This window comes from Candidatus Pelagibacter sp. PS_41 (assembly GCF_059417725.1).
In genome coordinates, this window is sequence record NZ_CM182062.1 from 24096 (window position 1) to 48534 (window position 24439).

21 protein-coding genes are annotated in these 24439 nt (G+C 28.6%); 19 read left to right on the forward strand and 2 right to left on the reverse strand.

Features of this window, described 5'->3' with window-relative positions:
- Nucleotides 1-108 precede the first annotated feature (108 nt).
- The 3 genes from AC5SL8_RS00130 to AC5SL8_RS00140 are packed head-to-tail and all read left to right on the forward strand — an operon-like array spanning nt 109 to nt 6936.
- On the forward strand, nt 109-1548 hold the full coding sequence (locus tag AC5SL8_RS00130) for an NAD(P)-dependent oxidoreductase (RefSeq protein WP_494579928.1): 1440 nt from the start codon (nt 109-111) through the stop codon (nt 1546-1548).
- The gene (gene gltB, locus AC5SL8_RS00135) at nt 1548-6053 is read left to right on the forward strand and encodes a glutamate synthase large subunit (RefSeq protein WP_494579929.1); all 4506 of its coding nucleotides are present in this window, start codon (nt 1548-1550) and stop codon (nt 6051-6053) included. The genes AC5SL8_RS00130 and gltB overlap by 1 nt, the downstream gene beginning before the upstream one ends.
- Nucleotide 6054: 1 nt before the next feature.
- Entirely contained in the window at nt 6055-6936 is an 882-nt protein-coding gene (locus AC5SL8_RS00140) for an NAD-dependent epimerase/dehydratase family protein (protein ID WP_494579931.1), read from the forward strand.
- Here AC5SL8_RS00140 and AC5SL8_RS00145 read toward each other — a convergent pair.
- A complete protein-coding gene (locus AC5SL8_RS00145; RefSeq protein ID WP_494579933.1) occupies nt 6901-7656 on the reverse strand; it encodes an alpha/beta hydrolase in 756 nt (251 codons plus the stop codon). The two genes, AC5SL8_RS00140 and AC5SL8_RS00145, sit on opposite strands and share 36 nt — an antisense overlap.
- A 42-nt stretch (nt 7657-7698) precedes the next feature.
- Here AC5SL8_RS00145 and AC5SL8_RS00150 point away from each other — a divergent pair, with 42 nt between their 5' ends.
- Genes AC5SL8_RS00150 through AC5SL8_RS00210 form a run of 13 tightly spaced genes read left to right on the forward strand, consistent with a single transcriptional unit; the run spans nt 7699 to nt 21260 of the window.
- Nucleotides 7699-8853 carry a glycosyltransferase family 4 protein gene (locus AC5SL8_RS00150; protein WP_494579934.1) on the forward strand — a complete coding sequence of 385 codons (1155 nt, stop codon included), beginning with the start codon at nt 7699-7701 and terminating at the stop codon, nt 8851-8853.
- Complete coding sequence (thrS, locus tag AC5SL8_RS00155) at nt 8854-10770, forward strand: threonine--tRNA ligase (RefSeq protein ID WP_494579936.1); 1917 nt, start codon at nt 8854-8856, stop codon at nt 10768-10770. It begins immediately after the preceding gene.
- Complete coding sequence (gene infC / locus AC5SL8_RS00160) at nt 10771-11316, forward strand: translation initiation factor IF-3 (protein ID WP_494579937.1); 546 nt, start codon at nt 10771-10773, stop codon at nt 11314-11316.
- A gap of 53 nt (nt 11317-11369) precedes the next feature.
- Complete coding sequence (rpmI, locus tag AC5SL8_RS00165) at nt 11370-11576, forward strand: 50S ribosomal protein L35 (RefSeq protein ID WP_006997462.1); 207 nt, start codon at nt 11370-11372, stop codon at nt 11574-11576.
- Nucleotide 11577: 1 nt separating this feature from the next.
- Nucleotides 11578-11934 carry a 50S ribosomal protein L20 gene (gene rplT, locus AC5SL8_RS00170; protein WP_271516858.1) on the forward strand — a complete coding sequence of 119 codons (357 nt, stop codon included), beginning with the start codon at nt 11578-11580 and terminating at the stop codon, nt 11932-11934.
- 43 nt (nt 11935-11977) lie between these two features.
- Entirely contained in the window at nt 11978-13045 is a 1068-nt protein-coding gene (gene pheS / locus AC5SL8_RS00175) for a phenylalanine--tRNA ligase subunit alpha (protein WP_494579939.1), read from the forward strand.
- Nucleotides 13042-15450, forward strand: a complete 2409-nt coding sequence (gene pheT / locus AC5SL8_RS00180) for a phenylalanine--tRNA ligase subunit beta (RefSeq protein ID WP_494579941.1) — start codon at nt 13042-13044, stop codon at nt 15448-15450. Before pheS ends, pheT begins: the two co-directional genes overlap by 4 nt.
- 2 nt (nt 15451-15452) lie before the next feature.
- Nucleotides 15453-17261, forward strand: coding sequence for a translation elongation factor 4 (gene lepA / locus AC5SL8_RS00185; RefSeq protein ID WP_494579943.1), 1809 nt, complete (start codon nt 15453-15455; stop codon nt 17259-17261).
- 9 nt (nt 17262-17270) lie between these two features.
- Nucleotides 17271-18065: a glycosyltransferase family 17 protein gene (locus AC5SL8_RS00190; RefSeq protein ID WP_494579945.1), complete on the forward strand. Its 795-nt coding sequence runs from the start codon at nt 17271-17273 to the stop codon at nt 18063-18065.
- Between the two features lie 7 nt (nt 18066-18072).
- Entirely contained in the window at nt 18073-18531 is a 459-nt protein-coding gene (locus tag AC5SL8_RS00195) for a hypothetical protein (protein ID WP_494579946.1), read from the forward strand.
- The gene (locus tag AC5SL8_RS00200) at nt 18528-19268 is read left to right on the forward strand and encodes a glycosyltransferase family protein (RefSeq protein ID WP_494579948.1); all 741 of its coding nucleotides are present in this window, start codon (nt 18528-18530) and stop codon (nt 19266-19268) included. The genes AC5SL8_RS00195 and AC5SL8_RS00200 overlap by 4 nt, the downstream gene beginning before the upstream one ends.
- Nucleotides 19265-20524, forward strand: a complete 1260-nt coding sequence (locus AC5SL8_RS00205; RefSeq protein ID WP_494579949.1) for a RuBisCO large subunit C-terminal-like domain-containing protein — start codon at nt 19265-19267, stop codon at nt 20522-20524. Before AC5SL8_RS00200 ends, AC5SL8_RS00205 begins: the two co-directional genes overlap by 4 nt.
- Nucleotides 20517-21260: a glycosyltransferase family 2 protein gene (locus AC5SL8_RS00210; protein WP_494579951.1), complete on the forward strand. Its 744-nt coding sequence runs from the start codon at nt 20517-20519 to the stop codon at nt 21258-21260. The genes AC5SL8_RS00205 and AC5SL8_RS00210 overlap by 8 nt, the downstream gene beginning before the upstream one ends.
- An 8-nt stretch (nt 21261-21268) precedes the next feature.
- Here the strand turns inward: AC5SL8_RS00210 and AC5SL8_RS00215 are convergent, their stop codons facing one another.
- Nucleotides 21269-22048, reverse strand: coding sequence for a hypothetical protein (locus AC5SL8_RS00215; protein WP_494579952.1), 780 nt, complete (start codon nt 22046-22048; stop codon nt 21269-21271).
- Nucleotides 22049-22164: 116 nt separating this feature from the next.
- On the opposite strand from AC5SL8_RS00215, the gene AC5SL8_RS00220 reads away from it, so the two are divergent.
- The 3 genes from AC5SL8_RS00220 to AC5SL8_RS00230 are packed head-to-tail and all read left to right on the forward strand — an operon-like array spanning nt 22165 to nt 24357.
- A complete protein-coding gene (locus AC5SL8_RS00220) occupies nt 22165-23271 on the forward strand; it encodes a glycosyltransferase family 61 protein (protein WP_494579954.1) in 1107 nt (368 codons plus the stop codon).
- 25 nt (nt 23272-23296) lie between these two features.
- On the forward strand, nt 23297-24148 hold the full coding sequence (locus AC5SL8_RS00225) for a hypothetical protein (protein WP_494579956.1): 852 nt from the start codon (nt 23297-23299) through the stop codon (nt 24146-24148).
- Nucleotides 24145-24357: a DUF4422 domain-containing protein gene (locus AC5SL8_RS00230; protein ID WP_494579958.1), complete on the forward strand. Its 213-nt coding sequence runs from the start codon at nt 24145-24147 to the stop codon at nt 24355-24357. The genes AC5SL8_RS00225 and AC5SL8_RS00230 overlap by 4 nt, the downstream gene beginning before the upstream one ends.
- Nucleotides 24358-24439 lie beyond the last annotated feature (82 nt).

Genomic DNA, 24439 nt, shown 5'->3' on the forward strand with positions numbered 1-24439 from the left:
TAAGCTTGTTAATCAATATATAATAAAAATTATAAGTCAGTATATATGACCTTATTAGTCTTTTTTAAAAGAAAATCGTGATATAGTATATACTTTGGAATAAAAAGTATGTCAGATAAAATGCTAAAATTTGTAGATATAGGTCAACAAACACCACCTAAAAGAGAAGCTGATAATAGAAAAAAAGATTTTAATGAAATTTATAAAGAATTTATCAATGAAAAAGCTAGTGAACAATCAAGCAGATGCTCTCAATGTGGGGTTCCATTTTGCCAAGTACATTGTCCATTAAGCAATAATATTCCAGATTGGTTAAAACTGACAGCAGAAGGAAGATTAAAAGAAGCATATGAACTATCTCAAAGTACAAATAATATGCCAGAAGTTTGTGGAAGAATTTGTCCACAAGACAGACTATGTGAAGGAAACTGTGTAATTGAGCAATCAGGTCATGGCACTGTAACTATTGGATCAATTGAAAAATATATAACAGATAATGCATGGGAGCAAGGATGGGTAAATCCGATAAAGGTTAACAATGAGAAAAATCAAAGTGTCGGAATTATAGGAGCAGGACCAGCCGGTTTAGCAGCGGCAGAACAACTTCGTAAACTAGGCTATCAGATTACTGTTTATGACAGATATGATAGGGCAGGCGGATTATTGATTTATGGTATACCAAATTTTAAATTAGAAAAATTCGTAGTGGAAAGACGAACTAAATTATTAGAAGAAGGTGGAATTAATTTTATCCAAAATTTTGAAGTTGGTAAAGATGCAAGTTTAGATCAACTAAGAAAAAAACATGATGCATTATTAATTGCTACTGGTGTTTATAAAGCTCGTGAGATTGAATTACCAGGAAATGATTTAGGAAATATTTTTCCTGCAATGGAATTTTTAACAGCTTCAAATAAAAAAGGATTAGGTGATGAGGTAGAATTATTTGATAATGGAACTTTAAATGCTGAAGGAAAAGATGTTGTTGTAATTGGTGGAGGGGATACAGCAATGGATTGTGTAAGAACTTCAATTAGACAAAAAGCTAAATCAGTAAAATGTTTGTATAGAAGAGACAAAGAAAACATGCCTGGATCAGCAAGAGAAGTAGCTAATGCAGAGGAGGAAGGTGTTGAATTTGTTTGGCTATCAAGTCCAAAAGAATTTTTAGGTACGAATAAAGTTGAAGAATTAGTTGTAAATAAAATTAAACTTGGCGAAGCAGACGATAGCGGAAGAAGAAAGCCAGAAATACAAAAAGATTCAAATTTTAATATTAAAGGAGATATTGTTATTAAAGCTTTGGGGTTTGATCCAGAGGACTTACCCAAACTTTTTGGTTCAGATGATTTGCAAGTTACTAAATGGGGAACATTAAAAACTGATTTTGATACAATGGAAACTAGTTTACCAGGTGTTTTTGCTGCTGGAGATATAGTAAGAGGAGCTTCTCTAGTTGTATGGGCAATCAAGGATGGAAGAGATGCTGCAGCATCCATAAAAAAATTTCTTGAAACTAAAGAAATCAAAAAAAAAATGGTTGCTTAGTGAAAAATTATAAAAAAAACCTCAAAATACTTGAAGAAGGACATGTTTATTCTAAAGAGATGGAGCATGATGCTTGTGGAGTAGGTTTAATTGCTTCCACAGAAGGAAAAAAATCAAGAAAAGTAGTTGAATATGGAATTAATGCTTTAAAAGCTGTTTGGCACAGAGGTGCAGTCGATGCCGATGGCAAGACAGGAGATGGAGCTGGGATACATATAGAAATTCCATCTAATTTTTTTGCTGAAAAAATTGAAATCACAGGCCACGATCATGATGGATCTGAAATTTGTGTTGGAATGATATTTTTACCAAGAAATAATTATGAAGCTCAAGAAAATGCAAGAACAGTCGTTGAAAGTGAATTAACAAAAAGTAACTTTAGTATCTACGGATGGAGACAAGTACCTGTAAATCCAAAAGTTCTAGGAGAAAAAGCAAATCTTACTAGGCCAGAAATTACGCAGGTTTTATTTAAACATAATGATAAAAATTTAACTGAAAAAGAATTAGAGAGAAAAATTTATGAAACTAGAAGAAAAATTGAAAAGGAAGCAATTAAAAATGCAATTAAAGATTTTTACATTTGCTCGTTAAGCTCAAAATCAATTATCTATAAAGGAATGTTTTTAGCAGAATCAATTGCAGACTTTTATGAAGATTTAAAAGATGAAAGATTTATTTCTAGATTTGCAATATTTCATCAAAGATTTTCTACAAACACAGCACCAAGTTGGGATCTGGCTCAACCTTTTAGAGCAATAGCTCATAATGGTGAGATTAATACACTTAAAGGAAACTTCAATTGGATGAAAGTCCATGAGCAAGAAATGGATAGCCCATTATTTGATGATATGGAAAACTTAAAGCCTGTTATTCCACCAGGGTCATCAGACTCAGCTTCTCTTGATAGTGTATTTGAATTATTAAATATTTCAGGTCAATCAGCACCACTTGCGAAATTAATGTTAATTCCTGATGCTTGGTCTAAAAAAAGCAAAACACTTCCAAAGGATCATTTACAATTATTTAACTTCTTAAATAGTACAATGGAGCCATGGGATGGACCTGCAGCAATCGCAGCAACGGACAATGAATGGGCCATAGTAGCTACCGATAGAAATGGTTTACGGCCAATGAGATATACAATTACTAAAGATAGAATATTGTGTGCCGGGTCTGAAACAGGAATGGTTGAGATTGATGAGAAAAAAATAGTTAAAAAGGGCAGATTAGGACCTGGTGAAATAATTGGTGTTAGAATTGCTAAAGGTAAAGTATTTACCAATATAGAAATTAAAGATTATTTAGCTAAAGAATTTAAACATTTTAATAATCAAATTATTGATTTAGATAAAAAATTTCCAATTAAGAATGAAAAATCTATCTTTTCAGGAGACGAACTTAGAAAAAGACAGCATACTTTTGGATATAGTTTAGAGGATTTAGAGCTTATTCTACATCCCATGGCCGAAGATGGCAAAGAGGCCATTGGTTCAATGGGTGATGATACGCCTTTAGCGGTATTGTCTGATAGGTATAGACCTCTTTATCATTTTTTTAGACAAAATTTTAGCCAAGTAACAAATCCACCAATTGACTCTCTTAGAGAAAATAAAGTTATGAGTTTAAAAACTCGTTTTGGTAATCTTGGAAATATATTGGATTTTACTAACTTAATTAAAGAAAATATATATGTTTTAGACAGTCCTATTTTATCTAATTCACAATTAGATAAGTTTATAAATTTTTTTGGTCAAAATTCTAAAACCATCGACTGTACTTTTTCAAAAGATGAAAATCTAGATAGTGCCATTGAAAGAATTCAAAGGGAGTCTGAAATATCTGCTAGGCAGGGCCTAACTCAACTGGTGCTAAGTGATAAAAATATTTCAAATGAAAGGTTGCCCATTCCAATGCTTTTAAGCGTTGGAGCAGTTAATACACATCTTATTAAAAAAAAATTAAGAGGTTATGTGTCTATTAATGCTCAAACAGGAGAGGCCCTAGATACACATTCATTTGCAACTCTTATAGGAGTAGGAGCTACCACAGTTAACCCATATCTAGCATTAGATAGTCTATACCAAAGATTTGAAAAAAAATTATTTGGTAAGTATGGATATGATGAATGCATAGAAAGATATGTGCAATCAGTAAATTATGGGCTCTTGAAGATTATGTCGAAGATGGGAATTTCAGTTATCAGTTCTTATCGAGGGGGATGTAATTTTGAGACTGTTGGTTTAAGTAGGACAGTGGCATCAGCATATTTTCCTGGTGTTCTATCAAAAATTTCAGGCATAGGTTTAATTGGAATAGAAAAAAAATTAAGAACAATTCATAAAGAAGCTTTTGAAAGCACAGATTCTGTATTACCTATTGGCGGCATATACAGGTATAGAAAAAATGGTGAAGTGCATCAATATCAAGGAAAGCTAATACATTTATTACAAAGTGCTGTCTCATCTAATTCATATGAGGCATATAAAAAATATGCAGAAGGAATTTATAACCTACCACCTATTCATCTTAGAGATTTAATTGGTTTTAAAACTAAAAATTTAAAATCACCTATTCAAGTCTCAGAAGTTGAGCCAATTGAAAATATATTAACTAGATTTGGAAGTGGGAGTATGTCTCATGGAGCATTATCAAAAGAGGCTCATGAAACTTTAGCTATAGGAATGAATAGAATTAAAGGTGCATCTTGTAGTGGAGAAGGTGGAGAAGATGAAAAAAGATTTGTAAAAATGCAAAATGGAGATAGTGCAAATTCAAGAGTAAAACAAATTGCATCAGCCAGATTTGGAGTAACTTTAAAATATTTAAACAACTGTAATGAAATAGAAATTAAAATTGCACAAGGAGCAAAGCCTGGAGAGGGAGGACAATTACCTGGATTTAAAGTTACAAAAGAGATAGCTAAATTAAGACATTCAACACCTGGAGTAACATTAATATCACCTCCCCCTCATCATGATATTTATTCAATAGAGGATTTAGCACAGCTAATTTATGATTTAAAGCAAGCAAATCCCAAAGCAAGAGTTGGAGTAAAATTAGTAGCCTCTTCAGGAATTGGAACAATAGCAGCCGGTGTTGCAAAAGCTAAAGCCGATATAATTTTAATCTCAGGACACAATGGTGGCACAGGTGCAACGCCTCAAACAAGTGTTAAATATGTAGGCATACCTTGGGAAATGGGATTGACAGAAGCTAATCAGGTTTTAACTTTAAATAATTTAAGACATAAAGTTACATTAAGAACAGATGGGGGAATTAAAACTGGAAGAGATGTGGTTATTGCAGCCATGATGGGTGCAGAAGAGTATGGAGTAGCAACTACAGCACTTGTGGCAATGGGATGCATAATGGTTAGACAATGTCATTCAAATACATGCCCAGTCGGAGTTTGTACTCAGGATGAAAAACTAAGAGAAAAATTTACAGGCACTCCTGATAAAGTAGTGAATTTATTTAAATTTATTGGAGAAGAGGTAAGAGAAATTTTAGCTGAATTAGGGTTTAAATCTTTAAATGAGGTAATTGGGAGAACTGACTTATTGCGTCAGATCAGTAAAGCATCACCCAATCTTGATGATTTAGATTTAAATCCACTTTTTGTTCAAACAGATGCTGGAGATAATACAAGATATTGTACAACACCAGAAATAAATGAAGTTCCAGATACTTTGGATCAAGAGATTTTACCTGAAATAAAAGATAAGATAGGAAAAGTAAAAGTTTTAGAAAAAGAATTTATTATTAAAAATATACACAGAACTGTTGGAACTAGAATTTCCAATCACTTATATGAAAAATATGGATCAGAAGCTTTAGAGGCAAATTTTTTAACATTAAATTTTAAGGGAACAGCAGGACAATCTTTTGGAGCCTTCGGTATAAAAGGACTGAAACTCATTTTAAAAGGAGATGCAAATGATTATGTTGGTAAAGGACTTTCAGGAGCAACAATAGTTGTTAAACTTCCAGATGAAAGTAATCTTGTTTCATATGAAAATACAATAATTGGAAATACGGTTTTATATGGAGCAACTTCAGGTAAGCTTTTTGCAGCTGGTCAAGCAGGAGAAAGGTATGCTGTTAGAAATTCAGGCTCAGTATCAGTTATTGAGGGTTGCGATTCTAATGCATGTGAATATATGACAGGGGGAACAGTAGTTGTTTTAGGTGATGTTGGAGATAACTTCGGGGCAGGTATGACGGGAGGCATGGCTTTCGTTTATAATATTAATAATGAATTTGATAAAAAAGCTAATCCAGAAAGTATAATTTGGCAAACTCCAGAAACAGAATACTGGATTAATTATTTAAAAGGATTAGTCAAAGAGCATCATATTGAGACAAATTCAAATTTATCTAAAAAGATAATTGAAAATTTTGATCGAGAAATTTCTAACTTTGTTCAAATTTGTCCAAAAGAAATGATTGATAAACTTGAAAACCCTTTAAGCTTAAAACCCATTATAAAAGAAGTAAGTTAAAGTGAAGGAAATAAATATTTTTTGTTTTGGTTTTGGCCAAGTAGCAAAAACTTTTATTAAAAAATTAAGTACAGAGAACTACAAGCTTAATTTATCAGTAACTTCTAGGTCAGAATCATCCAAAAAAACCTCAAATGGTGTTGAATATAATAATTATCTTTTTGATGATAAAAAATTTGATAGAGATTTATTAATTAAATTAAATCAAGCAACTCATATCTTAATTTCTATACCTCCAATTAATAAAGAAGATATAGTTTTAAAAAATTTTTCTAAATTCATTAAAAGTTCAAAAGTAAAATGGATAACTTATTTATCTTCAACTAGTGTTTATGGCGATCATAAAGGAGAATGGGTAAATGAAAGTAGTGAAACAAACCCATTTTCTGATAAGGGTTTGGCAAGACTTGAATCAGAGAATTCTTGGATCTCATTCGCTAAAAATAATAAATTGCCGATTCAAATCTTTAGGTTGTCAGGAATTTATTCTAATGAAAAAAATACTCTTTCTCGATTAAAATCAGGTGAAGTAAATATAATTAATAAAACAGACCACTATTTTTCAAGAATTCATGTAGAAGATATCGCAAACTTTTTATTTGCTTCAATTTTAAAATTAAAATCAGGAGAAATATATAACCTAGCAGATGATAAACCCTCATCTTCTGAGGAAATAATATTATATGCAGCAAAATTGTTAGGAATTAAAAACGTAAAAAAAATTGAAGTAGATGAAATAAAAAGTGAAATGTTAAAAAATTTTTACAAAGAGTCAAAAAAAGTGAGCAATGAAAAAATTAAAAATTATTTTAATTACAAATTAAAGTTTCCAAGTTATGTAGAGGGCTTAAGCTATATTAGAGACAATTTTATTAAGTTCTAAAATTATTTTTTTCAGTCCCTTTTTTGTTGAAAGGCTGTGATCACCATCTTTAATTATTACTAATTTTTTTTTTGCATTAGTGAATATTTTTAAAACTTTTTTTGAATATACTTTTGGAACAACCTCATCTTTACTTCCGTGGATCATCACAACATTTATAAAAGATTTTATTTTTTTGTTTAAAATTCTATTTTTTCTTCCATCTTTTATTAACTGATAAGTAATTGGATATTCATAAGTGCCATGTTTTAAATGATAAATTCCATTTTTAATTGTTTCTTTTTTCATTGGTTTGGAGAATTTTTTCCACATTAGGTTTTGTAAAAATTCTGGAGCTGAACCAATGCCTAAAAAACCTTTAATTTGATTTCCAAAAAATTTAAATTGGTTAAGTGAAAGCCATGCACCCATGCTTGAACCTACTAAGATAAATGGATTTTTACCTACAATTTTTTTTATAGCTATCTTTGTTTCTCTAGTCCACTTGCTGATATTGCCATCTGTAAATTTACCAGTTGATTTTCCATGACCTGAGTATTCAAGTGCAAGAAAACCCAGTTTGTTATTTTTGGTATATTTAAAAATAGCATTTGGTTTTTCACCTTCAATATTTGACATAAAACCATGTAGAAAAACAATGTATAAGTTTTCCTTATAATTATTGGTAAGATATCTTATTTGTTTGTTATTTGAAATTTTGAGATATTTAAATTTATTCATATCAGTTTATTAGAATTCATTCTTAATATATAGTTCTATCAAATGTCCTCAAAATTAAAAGTTTTACAAGTAATACCAAAGCTTGGATATGGTGGGGCAGAAACAGGATGTTATGATCTTGCACATTACCTACCAGAAAATAATTGCACTTCTTATATTGTTACTAGTGGAGGAGAGTTATTAAAATTCATAGATAAAAAAAAAGTTAAATTAATTAAACTTCCTGTACATAGTAAGAATCCATTATTAATAATTTTTAATTCCATAGCTTTAATCTTTATTATTTTGTTAAATAATATTTCGATAGTGCATGCAAGAAGCCGTGCACCAGCATGTTCATGCTTAATTGCAACCAAAATAACTAGAAGAAAATTTGTTACCACATTTCATGGAACATATAATTTTAATAATTCAATTAAAAAATTTTACAATTCAGTGATGGTTAGATCAGATTTAATTATAGCAGGTTCCAATTTTATTTTTTCACACATCAGTTATAATTATAAAAAGTATCTTAATGCTAAAAAAAAATTTTTAGTAATATTTAGAGGAATTAATGTAGATTACTTTGATCCTTCTACAACTTTAGAAGACCAGGAAAATAAACTTATTTCTCAATGGGAATTAACTAGAGGTAAAAAAGTAATATTAATGCCTGGTCGTTTAACCTCATGGAAGGGACAAGAGGTTTTTATTGAAGCATTAAATCTTGTTAACAAAAAATTAGGCTTTGATTCATTTTATGCCGTCATTCTTGGAAGTGACCAGGGAAGAGATATTTATACAAAAAAAATAAAAAGATTAGCTGAGCAACATAGACTAACAGGCCAATTAAAATTTATAGAACATTGTAAAAATATGCCGCTTGCATATAAAATATCTAGTTTAGTTGTTTCAGCTTCTATAGAGCCAGAGGCCTTTGGTAGGGTTGCAGTTGAGGCTCAATCAATGGAAAAGCCAATAATAGCGAGTGATATTGGAGGATCTAATGAAACAATCATAGATAAAAAAACAGGTTTTTTATTTAAATCTGGTGATCCAGAATCCTTATCTGAAAAAATAGTAGAAGTTTTACAACTAGATGAATCTAGATTGAAATCTATTGGTATAGAAGGTAGAAAAAATATAATTAAGAAATTTAATGTTGAAAAAATGTGTTTTTCTACATATTCAGAATACAAAAAATTATTAAATTAAATGCCATTAATTACATTACCAGACGGAAACACTTTAGATTTTCCAAATAAAGTAACAGGTCTTGAGGTTGCAGAAAAGATTAGTAAGTCTTTATCTAAGCAAGCAAGCATAATTAGTGTAAATGATGAGCTTAAAGATTTAAGTCACGTTATAGATAAAGATTGTACAATTAAAATTTTTACATCCAAGGATAAAGAAGGCCTAGAAACCATTAGGCATGATACAGCTCATATAACAGCAATGGCAGTGCAGGAACTTTTTCCAGGAACACAAGTGACCATAGGACCAATCATTGAAAATGGTTTTTATTATGATTTTTCCAGAAAAGAACCTTTTACAGAAGAAGATTTAAAAAAAATTGAAAATAAAATGAGAGAGATTGTTGATAGAGATGTTCCAACAACAAGAGAGGTTTGGAATAGAGATAAAGCAATATCTCATTTTAAAGAGATTGGAGAGGTGTATAAAGCTGAAATTATTGAAAGTATTCCAAAGGGAGAAGATGTTTCTATATATTTTCATGGTGACTGGCATGATTTATGTAGGGGTCCACATTTGCCTTCAACAGGAAAAATTGGAAAATATTTTAAATTAACTAAAGTATCAGGAGCTTACTGGAGAGGAGACTCTAATAATGAAATGTTACAAAGAATTTATGGAACAAGTTGGGCTTCGCAAAAAGATTTAGATGAATACTTAAAAAGAATAGAAGAAGCAGAAAAAAGAGATCACCGAAAGCTAGGAAAGGAAATGGACTTATTTCATTTTAGAGAAGAGAGTCCAGGAGCAGTTTTTTGGCATGAAAAAGGTTGGAAATTATTTCAAAAATTAGTCGCTTATATGAGGGGAAGACAAGAGAAAGCTGGTTATAAGGAAGTAAATACTCCAGAAGTTTTAGACAGAGCTCTTTGGGAAAAATCTGGTCATTGGGAAAAGTATGGTGAGCACATGTATACATCAGAGACACCAGATGAAAAAGTATTTGCTATTAAACCAATGAATTGCCCAGGTCATGTACAGGTTTTTAATCAAGGTTTAAAAAGCTATAGAGATCTTCCATTAAGGATTTCAGAATTTGGAAAGGTGCATAGATATGAACCTTCAGGAGCCTTACATGGTCTATTAAGAGTTAGAGCTTTTACTCAGGATGATGCACATATATTTTGTACTGAGGATCAAATTACTGAAGAATGCTTAATAGTTACTAATTTAATTTTAGATATTTATAAAGATCTCGGATTTAAAAATGTAATATTAAAATATTCAGATAGGCCTGATTTAAGAGTTGGCGATGACAATGTTTGGGACAAAGCAGAGAAAGCTTTATTAGATGCTGTGAAAGCATCAAAACTTGAATATACGATTAACAAAGGTGAAGGAGCATTTTATGGTCCAAAAATTGAATTTGTTCTAAGAGATGCCATTGGTAGAGATTGGCAATGTGGAACATTGCAGGTTGATCTTAATTTACCTGGAAGATTAGATGCTTCTTTTGTTGATAAAGATGGAACAAAAAAAATACCTGTGATGTTACATAGAGCTTTGTTTGGTTCTTTAGAAAGATTTATAGGAATTCTAATAGAAAATTATGCTGGAAAATTTCCTTTTTGGATAGCTCCTTTACAAGTTGTTGTAATTCCAATCTCGGAGGAGTTTGATAACTATGCAAAAGAAGTAAATGAAAAAATTAGAGAAGCTGGTATGAGCTCTGAAGTTGATTTAAAAAATCATAATTTAAATTATAAAATTAGAGAACATTCTTTATCAAAAATACCACTTTTATTGATTTGTGGTAAAAAAGAAGTTGACAGTAACTCAGTAACGATTAGAAGATTGGATACTAACAAACAAGAAAATATGGAATTAAACTTATTTTTAAAAACTTTCTCAGCTTTAAACAAAGCATCTTCAAACTAAGTGGCAGATTTTAAACAAAATTATTTTCAAAGAAGAACTAAAGATAAAGGACCTAAGTCTAATAATAGAATTACGGCTCCAGAAGTACAAGTAATTGGAAGTGAGGGAGAAAATATTGGAATAATAAATACTAACGAGGCCATTTCAATGGCTAAAGAACAAGGCTTAGATCTAATCGAGATAGCTCCAAATGCTAAACCACCTGTATGTAAAATTATCGACATGGGTAAATTTAAGTATGATGCTCAAAAAAAAGCTAACGTTGCAAAGAAAAAACAAAAAATTGTTTTGTTGAAAGAGATCAAAATGAGACCTGTTACAGAAACTCATGATTATGATTTTAAAGTTAAAAATGCTAAAAAATTTATTGGCAAAGGTGATAAAGTAAAATTTACAATAAGATTTAAAGGTAGAGAGCTGCAGCACTCACATCTAGGCAGGGAATTAATGGACAAGATAAAAGCTGATATGCAAGATATTGGCAAAGTAGAGCTACACCCAAAATTTGATGGGAAGCAAATGATTATGGTTATTCAGCCTTTATAGGCCTTAATAGAGGTTGTAAATCTATTACAATATTTGTATAAGACCGCATAATTATGCCCAAATTAAAAACAAAAAGTTCAGCAAAAAAAAGATTTAAAATCTCTGCTACAGGTAAAGTTATGATGGCTCAGGCTGGAAAAAGACATGGCATGATTAAAAGAACAAATTCACAAATTAGAAAATTAAGAGGCACAACTGCTATGTCAAAACAGGATGGCAAAATAGTTAAATCATATATGCCTTACAGTTTAAGAGGATAATATGGCAAGAGTTAAAAGAGGTGTCACAAGTCATGCGAAACATAAAAAAGTTTTAAAAGCTGTAAAAGGTCAGTGGGGAAGAAGAAAAAGTACAATAAGAGTTGCAAAGCAAGCTATGGAAAAAGCCATGCAGTATGCATACAGAGACCGTAGAACAAAAAAAAGAGAATTTAAATCATTATGGATTCAAAGGATTAACGCAGGTGTTAGATCTGAGGGCTTAACATATTCAAAATTTATTAATGGTTTAACAAAATGTGGCATTAAGCTAGATAGAAAAATATTAGCTGAAATAGCCTACGATAGTCCAGAAGCCTTTAAAACTATTGTTCAAAAGGCTCAATCAGCACTAAATTAATCTTCACTATTGTTTTTCTTCGGTGAAGAAATAATCTCTCAATATGTCTGATATTAAAAAAATTAAAGATGATTTTCTTTTAAAGCTAAAAGGTAATTTAGACCTTAATCAAGTTAATCAAATCAAGACAGATTTATTTGGCAAAGCTGGTCTAATTAGTTCTCAATTTAAAATGCTGGGAAAGGTAGCTGAAAAAGAAAGAAAGAAATTTGCATCAGACTTAAATCAGGTAAAAGATGAACTACAAAATTTAATATCCGAAAAAATTGATGATATTGAAACAAAAGAAATTAATCAAAAACTTGAAAAAGAAAAAGTAGATATAACTTTACCAGAGAGACCCTTCACACAGGGAAAGATACACCCAGTGTCACAGGTTATAGATGAAATTTCCTCAATCTTTTCAGAAATTGGATTTAGTGTTGAAGAAGGACCAGATATTGAAAATGAATATAATAATTTTACAGCATTAAATACGCCTGACAATCATCCAGCAAGAGATATGCATGACACTTTCTATTTAGATGATAAAAAAGAATTATTGTTAAGGACCCATACTTCTCCAGTACAAATTAGAACAATGTTAAATGATAAACCGCCTTTTAAAATAATAGCACCAGGTAGAACGTATAGGTCTGATAGTGATCAAACTCATGCACCTATGTTCCATCAAGTAGAAGGACTACATATTGATAAAGATATTAACATGGGTCATCTAAAAGGGTGCTTAAATTATTTTATTAAAGAGTTTTTTGAAGTTGATAAGATAAAAATGAGATTTAGACCCAGTCATTTTCCATTTACAGAACCTTCAGCTGAAGTTGATATTGGTTATGAAATTAAAGATGGAAAAATAGTTATTGGAGAAGGTGACAAATGGCTTGAAGTTTTGGGATGTGGAATGGTTCACCCAAATGTTTTAAGAAATGTGAAGGTAAATCCTGATGAGTTTCAAGGTTATGCATTTGGAATAGGTATAGATAGATTGGCAATGCTTAAGTATGGCATAAATGACTTAAGAGCCTTTTTTGATTGCGACTATAGATGGTTAAATCACTTTGGATTTGATCCAATAGATGTACCAACAAATTATAGAGGCCTAAGTAGATGAAGATTACAACTAACTGGCTCAAAGAACATTTAGACACAAAATTAAATGAAAACGAAATTATAGATAAACTTACAGATATTGGTTTAGAAGTAGAAAGTGTAGATAAGCAATCAGGTGAGCTTGATGCATTCATAGTAGCTAAAATTTTAAAGGCAGAAAAACATCCAGATGCAGATAGACTAAAAGTATGTGATGTTGATATAGGTTCGGGTAATCCTATAAAAGTAGTCTGTGGTGCACCAAATGCAAAAGAAGGATTGTTAACAATTTATGCTCCACCAGGTGCAGTAATCCCAAAAAATCAAATGAAGTTAGTGGTAAGCAAAATAAGAGGAGTTACCTCATCAGGGATGCTTTGTTCAGAGTCTGAGTTAAATTTATCGGAAGAAAGTGATGGTATTACAGAGCTTTCAACAAAAAAATATGAAAAAAAAATTGGTAAAAATTATTTTCCAAAAAATGATTTAAATGTAATTGATATTTCTATTACCCCTAATAGAGCAGATTGTTTAGGAGTGAGTGGTATAGCAAGAGATTTAGCAGCAGCTGGAGCTGGCAAACTAATAAAGAAAAAAGAACAAAAATTAAAAAAAAAAGGAAAACAAACTGTTAATGTTAAAATTTTAAATGAAAAAGGTCAGGCCTGTACATCATTTGGCAGTTGTTTAATTAAAGGTGTAAAAAATACAGAAAGTCCTGATTGGTTAAAAGAAAAGATAATATCCCTTGGTCAAAAACCTATATCTGCAATAGTTGATATTACAAATTATGTAATGTTTGATTTAAATAGACCTTTGCACGCATATGATGTTGATAAAATTGATAAACAAATCATTGTTAGAAATTCAAAAAAAGGTGAAAAATTTGAGGCACTAGATAATAAAGAATACGAATTAGAAAGTGATATGTGTGTAATTTCTGATAGTTCAGGTGTTTTAGGTCTTGGTGGTATAATAGGTGGAACAAGAACAGGAACAGAGTTTGATACAAAAAATGTATTAATTGAGTCAGCGTATTTTAATCCAAGATCAATTAGAAAGTCTTCTAAAATTTTAAATATAGATACTGATGCAAAATTTAGATTTGAAAGAGGTATTGATCCGCTATCCATAGAGCAAGGTCTTGAAAAAGCAGCTAGATTAATTAAAGAAATTTGTGGTGGTGAAATTAGTGAATTCGATATCCAAAAACCAGAAAAAACAAAAAACAGCAATATAAAATTTAATCCTGTTTTATTTAAAAAAATTACTGGATTTAATATTGAAAAAAAAGAAATGATACAAATTTTAGAAAATTTAGGATTTAAACTTAAAAAAACTAAAAACTTTTTTGATTTGATAATTCCTTCATGGAGACCTGATATTTCCAAAGAAGTTGATGTAGTAGAAGAGTTGGTGAGAATTAAAGGCTATGATCAAATTAAAATGATTGAGCCTGAAAAGAATAGAGCTAGAGACACATTAAATCCAAAACAAAAACTATTTCATTTTTTACAAAGATCTATAGCTTCTAAGGGGTATCTAGAAGCAATAACTTGGTCTTTTACAGACAGCAAGATTAATCAATTATTTTTAGAAAAAAATAAAGAAATCAAAATAGTTAATCCCATTAGTTCAGATTTAAATGTATTAAGGTCTTCAATCTTTTCTAATTTGATTATTCATTTAGATAAAAATTTAGGAAGAGGATTTAAGGATTTATCAATATTTGAGATTGGCCCTACTTTTCAAGGAAGTCAACCAGGTGAACAACAGACAGTAATTAGTGGCTTAAGGTCAGGTAAATTGACTAGACACAGTTGGATTGAAAAAGATAGGTTAGTTGATGTTTTTGATGTAAAAAGAGATGTTATTCAAAGTTTAGTTGAAGCGGGATTTAATAAAGATAAATTTTATATAGATGATGAGACACCTAATTATTATCACCCAGGTAAATCAGGAAGAGTTTTCTTAAACAAAGGTAAAGAAAAGGTAATAGCTTTTTTTGGTGATATTCATCCAAAGATTTTAAAGAAATTAGATATTAAATCAGAAGCTTTAGTTGGTTTTGAAATCTTTTTAGACAATATTAAACATCCTAAAAAATCATTAAAAGATCAAAAAACTCAATATAAATATTCAGATTTTCAAAAATCAGAAAGAGATTTTGCTTTTGTGTTAGATAAAAATTTTAAAGTACAGGAACTAATAGATATTATATCTAATGTAGATAAAGAATTAATAAAATCAGTTAAAGTTTTTGATGTTTATGAGGGTTCAAATATTCCAGAAAATAAAAAATCAATTGCACTTAATGTAACTATCCAATCTTTAGAAAAAACATTAAATGAAGAAGACCTTAATAAAATTAATCAACTTATTATATCAGCTGTAGAAACAAAAACTGACGCAAAGATTAGATCATAGTTATGGCAAAGATTGATCATATAAGAAACTTTGCAATTATTGCACATATTGATCATGGTAAATCTACCATTGCGGATAGAATAATACACAGTTGTGGAGGACTTACCGAAAGAGAAATGAAGGCTCAAGTATTAGACTCAATGGACATAGAAAGAGAAAGAGGGATTACAATTAAAGCCCAAACAGTAAAACTTAATTATAAATCTAAGGATAGTAAAGATTATATCTTGAATATAATTGATACACCAGGTCATGTTGATTTTAGTTATGAGGTTAGCAGATCTTTATATGCGTGCGAAGGATCCATATTGATTGTCGATAGTACACAAGGTGTCGAAGCACAAACACTAGCAAATGTTTATCAAGCATTAGATATAAATCATGAGATTGTACCAGTTCTAAATAAGATTGATTTACCAGCTTCAGATTTAGAAAAAACAAAAAAACAAATTGAGGAAGTAATTGGTATTGATACTGAAAATGCCATTCCTTGTTCAGGAAAAACAGGTGAGGGCATTAATGAAATTCTAGAACAAATTATTGTATCATTACCAGCTCCAGAAGGAGAAAAAGATGCAGATTTAAAATGTTTACTAGTTGATAGCTGGTATGACACCTATCTTGGTGTAGTTATTTTAGTTAGAGTTATTGATGGAAAAATTTCCAAAAATATGAAAATAAAAATGATGTCAACAAATCAAGAATATATTGTTGAAAAAGTTGGTGTCTTTACTCCTAAAGCAACTGATATGAAAGAATTAAATGCAGGTGAAATTGGTTTCATAACAACAGGAATAAAAGTTTTATCTGAAACAAAAGTTGGAGATACTATTTGTGATGCAACCAAACCATTACAAGAAGCACTTCCAGGTTTTAAGAGAAGTAAACCAGTAGTTTTTTGTGGACTGTTTCCAGTTGATAGTTCTGAGTATCAAAAACTTAAAGATGGTCTAGGTAAATTACAATTAAATGATGCAAGTTTTTCTTTTGAGGCTGAGTCTTCATCAGCTCTAGGGCTTGGTTTTAGATGTGGTTTTTTAGGGCTTTTGCATTTAGAGATTATTACAGAAAGGCTTGAAAGAGAATTTGATATAAATTTATTAACAACAACACCAGGTGTGGTTTATAAAGTTCATATGAATAAAGGAGAAGTCATAGAGCTTCAAAATCCTTCGAGCTTACCAGATCCAACACTAATAAAATTTATTGAAGAGCCCTGGATTAAAGCAACAATTATAACCCCAGATCAATACTTGGGATCGATTATAAAAGTTTGCCAAGACAAAAGGGGATTACAAACAAATTTAAGTTATTCTGGTAATAGGGCTATTTTAAATTATGAAATACCTTTAAACGAAGTTGTTTTTGATTTTAATGATAGACTTAAGTCGATGACCAGTGGATATGCAAGTTTTGATTATGAAATTATAGGTCACAGAGAAGGTGATTTAGTAAAACTGGGGATTCTAGTTAACGCTGAACCAGTTGATGCATTGTCTATGATGGTTCATAAAGATTTTGCACAAACAGTCGGTAGAGAAGTATGTGAAAAACTTAAAGATTTAATCCCACGTCATAATTTTATGATCCCCGTTCAAGCTGCCATTGGTGGAAAGATTATAGCAAGAGAGACAATTAAAGGTTTCAAAAAAGATGTATTAACTAAAATTCACGGTGGTGGTGCCAGAGATCGAAAAAGAAAATTATTAGACAAACAAAAAAAAGGAAAAGCAAGAGGTAAGCAATTTGGAAAAGTTGAGATACCTCAAGAAGCCTTTATTGGTGTATTAAAAATTAGTAAAGAAAAGTAAGAATAAATAATGAAAATATTTGATTGTTTTATGTATAATAACGAAGATTTAATTCTTGAGATAAGATTAAATTCTTTAAATAATTATATTGACAAATTTATTATTGTTGAAGCAAAGCAAGATCATCAAGGTAGAGTGAAACAAAATTATAATTTTGATTTAAATAAGTTTAATAAATTTAAAAATAAGATTGAGTATATAAAATTAGAAAAATTCCCCAAAAATTATGATAATTGGCAAAGGGAAAATTTTCAGAGAGATTTTATATTAAAAGGTTTGATTGGAGTTGATAAAAATGATTATGTTGTAATTTCAGATATAGATGAAATACCAAATTTTGAAAATATAGAGTCGATATTTAAAAGTAAAAACAAATATACTGCCTTTAAACAAAAAATGATTTATTATAAATTAAACCTATTAAATACAACTGAAAATGAGTGGTATGGTTCCAGAATGTGTAAAATTAAGCATTTAAAAAAACCTCAATGGCTAAGAAATCAAAAAGTTAAAAAATATCCTTTCTATAGACTAGATAAAATAAATTGGCATATAGTAAATAATGGAGGATGGCATTTTTCAAATATTATGACACCAAAAGAAATTAGCGAAAAGATTAAATCTTTTGCACATTCAGAATTTAACAAACCAGAATTCACAGATATAGAAATCATAAAAAAAAAAATACATTTAAAAAAGGACTTATTTGGTAGAAATTTTATATTTGAAAAAATAACAAAAGAGGAAGATTTGCCAAAATATGTTATTCAAAATCAAAAAAAATTTTCAGAATTTTTAATTTAAGAATTTAATGTTTTTTATTTCACATAGAGGGAACATATCAGGACCAAATAAAAAAGATGAAAATAAATTTGAATATATTAAAAATGCATTGAATTTAGGTTTTGATGTTGAGATTGATATATGGTATTATAAGAACAACTTTTATTTAGGTCACGATGAGCCAATATTTAAAGTTAATAAATTTTTCCTTTTAAATAAAAAGTTATGGTGTCATGCAAAAAATTTAGAAGCTTTGCTTAATTTAAAGAAAATAAAAGCTAACTATTTTTGGCATCAAAAAGATGATTATGTTTTAACAAGTAGTGGTTATTTATGGACGTATCCAGGAAAAAAACTATCTAAAGCTAGCATATATGTTTTGCCAGAAAATTTAAAAAAATTTGATAATTCCTTAATTTACAAGGGAATTTGTTCAGATTACATAGCTAAATATAAAAAAAAAATTATGGTACTTAAAAAAAGATGAGTAAAGATTTTCAATTAATAATCCCTGTGGCTGGTCCAAATTATGATTTTGAAAAATTTAATAATCACAAACTTTTAATTGATATAAATGATAAAAAGCTTGTAAAATGGGTTCAAGTTTCTAGACCTTATAATTTATCTGACGGAATCTTTATTTTTCAAAAAAGACATAATAATAAATATGATTTAGTAAATAAAATTTCTAAAATATTAGGAAAAAAAATTCGTTATTTTATTTTAAATAATTATACAGCTGGAGCACCACAAAGCGTTCTAAGGATTAAAAATGAAATAGATTTAAAAAAACCATTGTTCATAGATTTATTAGATCAATATATTGATTTTAAAAATTTTTTTAAATTTTGTCTAAAAAATAAGTTTGATGGTTGTGTTCCAATATTTCAATCATTATACTTTAATAGAGGTTATGCAAAAATAGATAAACAAAAATATATAACAAAAATTTCTGAAAAAGATCCAAAGCCAATTTCTACTAATTCGACAGCTTGTGTTAGTTATTTTAGAGAAGCTAAGTTTTTTTTTGAAAACGCAGAGCTAATGATAAAAAAAAAAATTTTGTCTTCAAATGGTAAATATATGATTAGTCTGGTATACAATGAGATGATAAAAAATAATTATAAAATTAAATCATATGACTGTGAATACATTGCTTCACTTGGAAGCTATAATAGTGTTAAATCATTCTATGAAAACTGCAGGTTAATAAAGTATAAATGAAAAAAGAATTTGATAATTTTCTGTTTAATTCAACAGTAGATAAAAAAAAATATTTTATCGCAAAATATTTCATTAAAAGTAACAATATGCTCAAAGCAGCAAAAGGAATTGCTATTGGGCAGTCAATAGGAAACCCTGATGTAAGACTTGATAATGAAACAGCTGAGTTATTAGAAAATCATTTATCAATTATCCTTGATCATCCAGATAACTTAAAAAATAAAAAAGAGGCAATAGTCAAAATTGCTTTTCCAGTCAAAAATTTTGATTTGGAACAAGACGGTATTACTCAATTTATATGTGCTCTAATGGGAGGACAAATGGATATTGAAGAAATTTTACATTGCAGACTTTTAGATGTTGAATTGCCCGAAGTGTTTATAGAAAATTTTAAAGGCCCCAAAATAGGTATGGATGAAATTAAAAAAAGAACAAATGCTATTAATAGACCTTTGCTTGGAGGAATCGTAAAGCCAAAAACTGGACTAGATATAAAAACCTTAAAAGAAGTTTGCATAAAGATGGTAAAAGGCGGAGTTGATTTTATAAAAGAAGATGAAATTTTAGGAAATCCAAGCTGCTGTCCATTTGAAGAAAGAGTTAAAGTCGTAAATGATGTTGTTCAGAATGAAGCTGCAAAATTGAATAAAGAAGTTTTTTATGCTCCTTGTGTAAATTCAGATTTACCATATTTGTTAAACAGAATTGAATTTTTAGTAGAGAACAAAATTAAAGCATATCACTTAAATATTTGGACCGGTTTGCAAATCTATAAATATATCAGAAGTTTTGATTTTAATATTGCTATGTTTTATCAAAAAAGTGGAGACAGAGTAATTACAGATAAAAATAATGCTTATTCGATTTCTTGGAACGTACTTTTAAAATTAGCAAGAATTTCAGGGGCTGATTTTATTCATGCAGGCATGTGGGGAGGCTATTTGTCAGACACAAAAGAAGACCTAACAAACTGGATGTCAATATTAACATCTACTAATGAAAATGGATTTAAAAAAACTGTTCCATCTTTTTCTTGTGGGAGCCACCCAGGTTTAGTGCAAACGACGGTTAAAAATTTTGGTGACGATCTTATGATGAGCCTTGGTGGACAAATGCATGGCCATCCTAGTGGCACAACCGCAGGAGCAAAAGCAATGAGACAAGCATTTGACCTCTTAAATAAAGATAAATCTAATGAAATAAATTTATCAGAGTATAAAGAAGCAATTGAAAAATGGGGCTTAATAAGTGATTAATATTGTTATTCCGATGGCCGGTAAAGGTAAAAGATTCTTGGATAAAGGAATAAAAACACCAAAACCATTAATTGAAATTAACTCTGAACCATTTATTGCACATGTGATTGATAATATGGCTTTTCAAGATGCTAATTTTTATTTTTTGATACGAGAAGAACATTTAAAGGATCATAATTTTGATTCTTTTTTTTCAAAAAAAAAAATTAAGTATCAAATTATTACAGTAAAAGAAGTTACAGAAGGTGCTGTTTGTACAGTACTACTAAGCTTTAAAGGGATAGATAAAAGCGTACCTTTAATAGTTAAAGATTGCGACCAGGTTATTAATTGGTCAAAAAAAAACTTCATGGAATTTGCATCGAGAAGAGATAATGATGGAATTTTAGTAACTGTGCCAACAGCAAATCCTGGTTTTTCTTTTGTAGAATTAAATGATAACATGTCAAATGTTGTTAGAACCAAGGAAAAAGAAGTAGTCAGCTCTTTTGGGAATACAGGTTGTTATTATTTTAAAAAAACATCAGAGTTTGAGTTTTATGCAAACAAAATGATAAAAAAAAATATTAGAGTTAATAATGAGTTTTATGTAAGTCAGGTTTATAATGAATACTTATTAGATAATAAGAAAATTTTACATTATCCTGTAGTTGAAATTTTCTCTATTAATACTCCAGAAGAGTTAAATGAAAATAAAAGTAAGATGTCATCTTTTTTAGATAGTAAAATTGATTAATAGTTTTTCTAGTTCCAAATATATCTTAATTTATTCAATATTTTTATAAATTTTATTTTTCTTTTAGCAATTTTCATATTTATTTTATCTTTAAAAGGAATATGAGCTTCTTTGGTGGGCCTTGCTTCTTCAATTCTTATAATGGCTATTTCCAACTGATATGCTATTTTTATTTTAAAATTATTTTCATTTAAAAAACAATAAAATACATATTCAGGATTAAAAACCCTTTCTTGTTTTGATAATTGATCAAAAAAAACCATAATATTTTTAATTTTTAAAAATGTTTGATAATTTGCAATAAAAAATAAATCAGTTATCCCTCTAAAATGACGATTTGATGATAATAAAATTTCATTATCGTGAATATTAAGTAAGTCTTTTTGAAAATTTTTTATTTCTTTAAGAGTTGTTATGTCAGTTCGAAATCTACACACATAATCTATCTTAATATTATTTTTACTTACTACATCTTCAAGAAATTTAATATTTTCTGTTATAGCGTACCACATATGAAAAATATTTTTTAGTTTCCATGAAAGATTTTCTTCACCAGTAACATATTTGACCTCTTTTATTTTGTGTGACCAATCTTTTTCTTCTATCTGATTGATAAATTTAATTTGATACTTTTTTGTAAATTCATCAATTTCAACTTGGTTTTGCCAAACGGAACTTATAAAAATTATTTCATAATCTTTTAATATTTCTTTTATAGAATCTAAAAAAATGAAATTCTTTTCATAAATTCTTATATTTCCAGAAATTAAAAAAGCTATTTTTTTCATAAGAATGACAAAATACTAATATTTATATTACTCTTTTCAAGCTTATAAGTAGTATATTTATAGAAATTATGTAAATGTATATATGAGTCAAATTTATATTTAAGAAATAACAATCTATGAAAATAAAAAAAATTTTTCAAAGATTATTTAAAAATACTTGCTATAATTTATTTAAAACAATCTATGGAAGAGTAATTTTTGCGATTAACAACAAAGATGTAAAAATTTTAGAAATTAATAGCAAAAAAATATTAACTTACGAAAAAAAAAAGTATAAAATTTATCAAATCTCTAAAGGGCGCATTTATAACGATAATGTTCAAAATGTTGCAATTATATCAAAAAATCAAATAGTAGAAGGTCCCTCATACCAACAAATTGAAGGAGAATTAAAAACTGCAAATTTTAATATCTGTATAAAAATAGGAACTCCAAGGTTTAAAAAAAAAATTAATGGACGTGTTTTTAATCTTGCTCAGGGTGCTAGTGGTCACTCTAACTATTCACATTGGTTATTAGATATGCTTCCAAAGTTAAAACTTTATCGTGAAATATATAATTTAAAGAATTCAGATTTCTTGTATTTAAATAAATTAAATAATTTTCAAAAAACATCTTTAAATTTATTAGATCTAAATAAAATCAATTTTATTGACTCAAAAAAATTTAGGCACTTAGTTTGTGATGAACTTATATCTGTTCAGCATCCCACATATTTTAAAGGATATATTTTAGATCAAGCACAATTTGTACCTGAATGGATTGTTAATTGGCTAAGAGATAGTTACCTAGAAAAAGCTTTAAAAATGAATTGTAAAGAAAAAATATTTATTGATAGATCTGAATCATTATTTAAACATTGCCAAATAATTAACCATAAAGAAACCATCAATTTCTTAAAAGAAAAAGGATTTGAAATTTTAAAATTAGAAAACTTTGATTTCAAAGAGCAGGTTTATATATTTAAAAACGCAAGTATAATTGTCAGTGCACATGGTGCAGGTCTTGCAAATTTATGTTTTAGTAAAAAAAATTGTAAAGTTATAGAGATCAAACCGTCAAAGCCAGGATATGCTTATCAAAACAAAGTGTATGAAAGAATATCACAAATTAATAATTTAGATTATATGCTTTATTCAACTCCTTACCAAAATAATGAAAAAAATAATGGTGATATTTTTGTAAATATTAACGTGTTAAATGATTACTTGAATGGCTTATAGAAACGTATAAATAAATAAATCTAATATGAAAATTAAAACATATTTTAAGATTTATTATCAGCACAGATTAAATAAAGCTAATTTTTTTCTCAAAGTTTATCTATATTTGATAATCCCGTTTAAATATTTATTAAATATACCATATTTGAAAAAAAAAACTAATTTAGATGATTTTTCAAAAAAAAATAATTTTCTGTTTGATAAGAATTTAGATTATTTATTCGAATATTTTAGCAGCGATAAGGGTAAAAAATTTATTAATCAATACGATCAGCCTATCAAAAGAAATTCTCATTTAAAGATTGTTGGCCATGATTATGCTAAATTTTATGAGGAAATTTTTAACAAATTAAAAAATAAAAAAATTAATATTTTAGAAATTGGATCATTTTACGGAAATGCTGCAGCTGCAATATTTTTTTATCTAGAAAATGCTAAAATTTTTTCAGCAGATATTTTTCCAGATTTATTTAGATATAAATCCAATAGAATCAAGAACTTTTATGTAGATTCATCCAATGAGACATCAATACAAAAAAATATAATAAATTTAAAAAAAAATTTTGAGATAATTATAGAAGATGCCTCTCACTCATATAAAGATCAAATTATTAGTTTGTTTATGTTATTTCCATTAATAAATTCTGGTGGTTTTTTTATAACTGAGGAATTAGATTTTCCTGACACAAGAGACGACATGAATTTAAATAAAGAAAAACCAACTTTAAGAGATATATTATTAAATATTAAAAATGGGAATGATTTTAATAGTTCACTAATTACAGGTGAACAGAAGGAATATTTTCTTAAAAATTTTGATAACATTTCGATTTTAAAAGGAAATTTTAATGAAATAGCAATTATTTCAAAAAAATGAAAAATTTAGAAATTTATTGTGTAACAAATAAGTCAATTAAATTTTTAGAAAAAACAGGTTACAAACTTGCTGCAGTTGGAAAAGAAAAATTTTCTAAAAAATATATAAAATGTAATAAAAAAAAAAACATTTATTATAAAGAGAAATATTATTCAGAACTAACATTTCACTATTGGTTTTGGAAAAATTTATTAGAAAAAAAAAAATAATTTATGGATAGGTTTTTGTCAAAAAAGAAGGTTTTGGCTGCAAAGTAAAAATTCTAGTAACAATCTTTTAAGTAAAGTTCCT

Excerpts from the sequence above, each read along its gene's own strand:
- lepA (WP_494579943.1), top strand. The coding sequence starts at position 15,453 with ATGGCAAAGATTGATCATATAAGAAACTTTGCAATTATTGCACATATT.
- AC5SL8_RS00205 (WP_494579949.1), top strand. The coding sequence starts at position 19,265 with ATGAAAAAAGAATTTGATAATTTTCTGTTTAATTCAACAGTAGATAAA.
- AC5SL8_RS00130 (WP_494579928.1), top strand. The coding sequence starts at position 109 with ATGTCAGATAAAATGCTAAAATTTGTAGATATAGGTCAACAAACACCA.
- AC5SL8_RS00190 (WP_494579945.1), top strand. The coding sequence starts at position 17,271 with ATGAAAATATTTGATTGTTTTATGTATAATAACGAAGATTTAATTCTT.
- rplT (WP_271516858.1), top strand. The coding sequence starts at position 11,578 with ATGGCAAGAGTTAAAAGAGGTGTCACAAGTCATGCGAAACATAAAAAA.
- AC5SL8_RS00195 (WP_494579946.1), top strand. The coding sequence starts at position 18,073 with ATGTTTTTTATTTCACATAGAGGGAACATATCAGGACCAAATAAAAAA.
- AC5SL8_RS00145 (WP_494579933.1), bottom strand. The coding sequence starts at position 7,656 with ATGAATAAATTTAAATATCTCAAAATTTCAAATAACAAACAAATAAGA.
- thrS (WP_494579936.1), top strand. The coding sequence starts at position 8,854 with ATGCCATTAATTACATTACCAGACGGAAACACTTTAGATTTTCCAAAT.
- rpmI (WP_006997462.1), top strand. The coding sequence starts at position 11,370 with ATGCCCAAATTAAAAACAAAAAGTTCAGCAAAAAAAAGATTTAAAATC.
- AC5SL8_RS00230 (WP_494579958.1), top strand. The coding sequence starts at position 24,145 with ATGAAAAATTTAGAAATTTATTGTGTAACAAATAAGTCAATTAAATTT.
- AC5SL8_RS00200 (WP_494579948.1), top strand. The coding sequence starts at position 18,528 with ATGAGTAAAGATTTTCAATTAATAATCCCTGTGGCTGGTCCAAATTAT.
- pheS (WP_494579939.1), top strand. The coding sequence starts at position 11,978 with ATGTCTGATATTAAAAAAATTAAAGATGATTTTCTTTTAAAGCTAAAA.
- AC5SL8_RS00215 (WP_494579952.1), bottom strand. The coding sequence starts at position 22,048 with ATGAAAAAAATAGCTTTTTTAATTTCTGGAAATATAAGAATTTATGAA.
- AC5SL8_RS00150 (WP_494579934.1), top strand. The coding sequence starts at position 7,699 with ATGTCCTCAAAATTAAAAGTTTTACAAGTAATACCAAAGCTTGGATAT.
- AC5SL8_RS00225 (WP_494579956.1), top strand. The coding sequence starts at position 23,297 with ATGAAAATTAAAACATATTTTAAGATTTATTATCAGCACAGATTAAAT.
- pheT (WP_494579941.1), top strand. The coding sequence starts at position 13,042 with ATGAAGATTACAACTAACTGGCTCAAAGAACATTTAGACACAAAATTA.
- AC5SL8_RS00220 (WP_494579954.1), top strand. The coding sequence starts at position 22,165 with ATGAAAATAAAAAAAATTTTTCAAAGATTATTTAAAAATACTTGCTAT.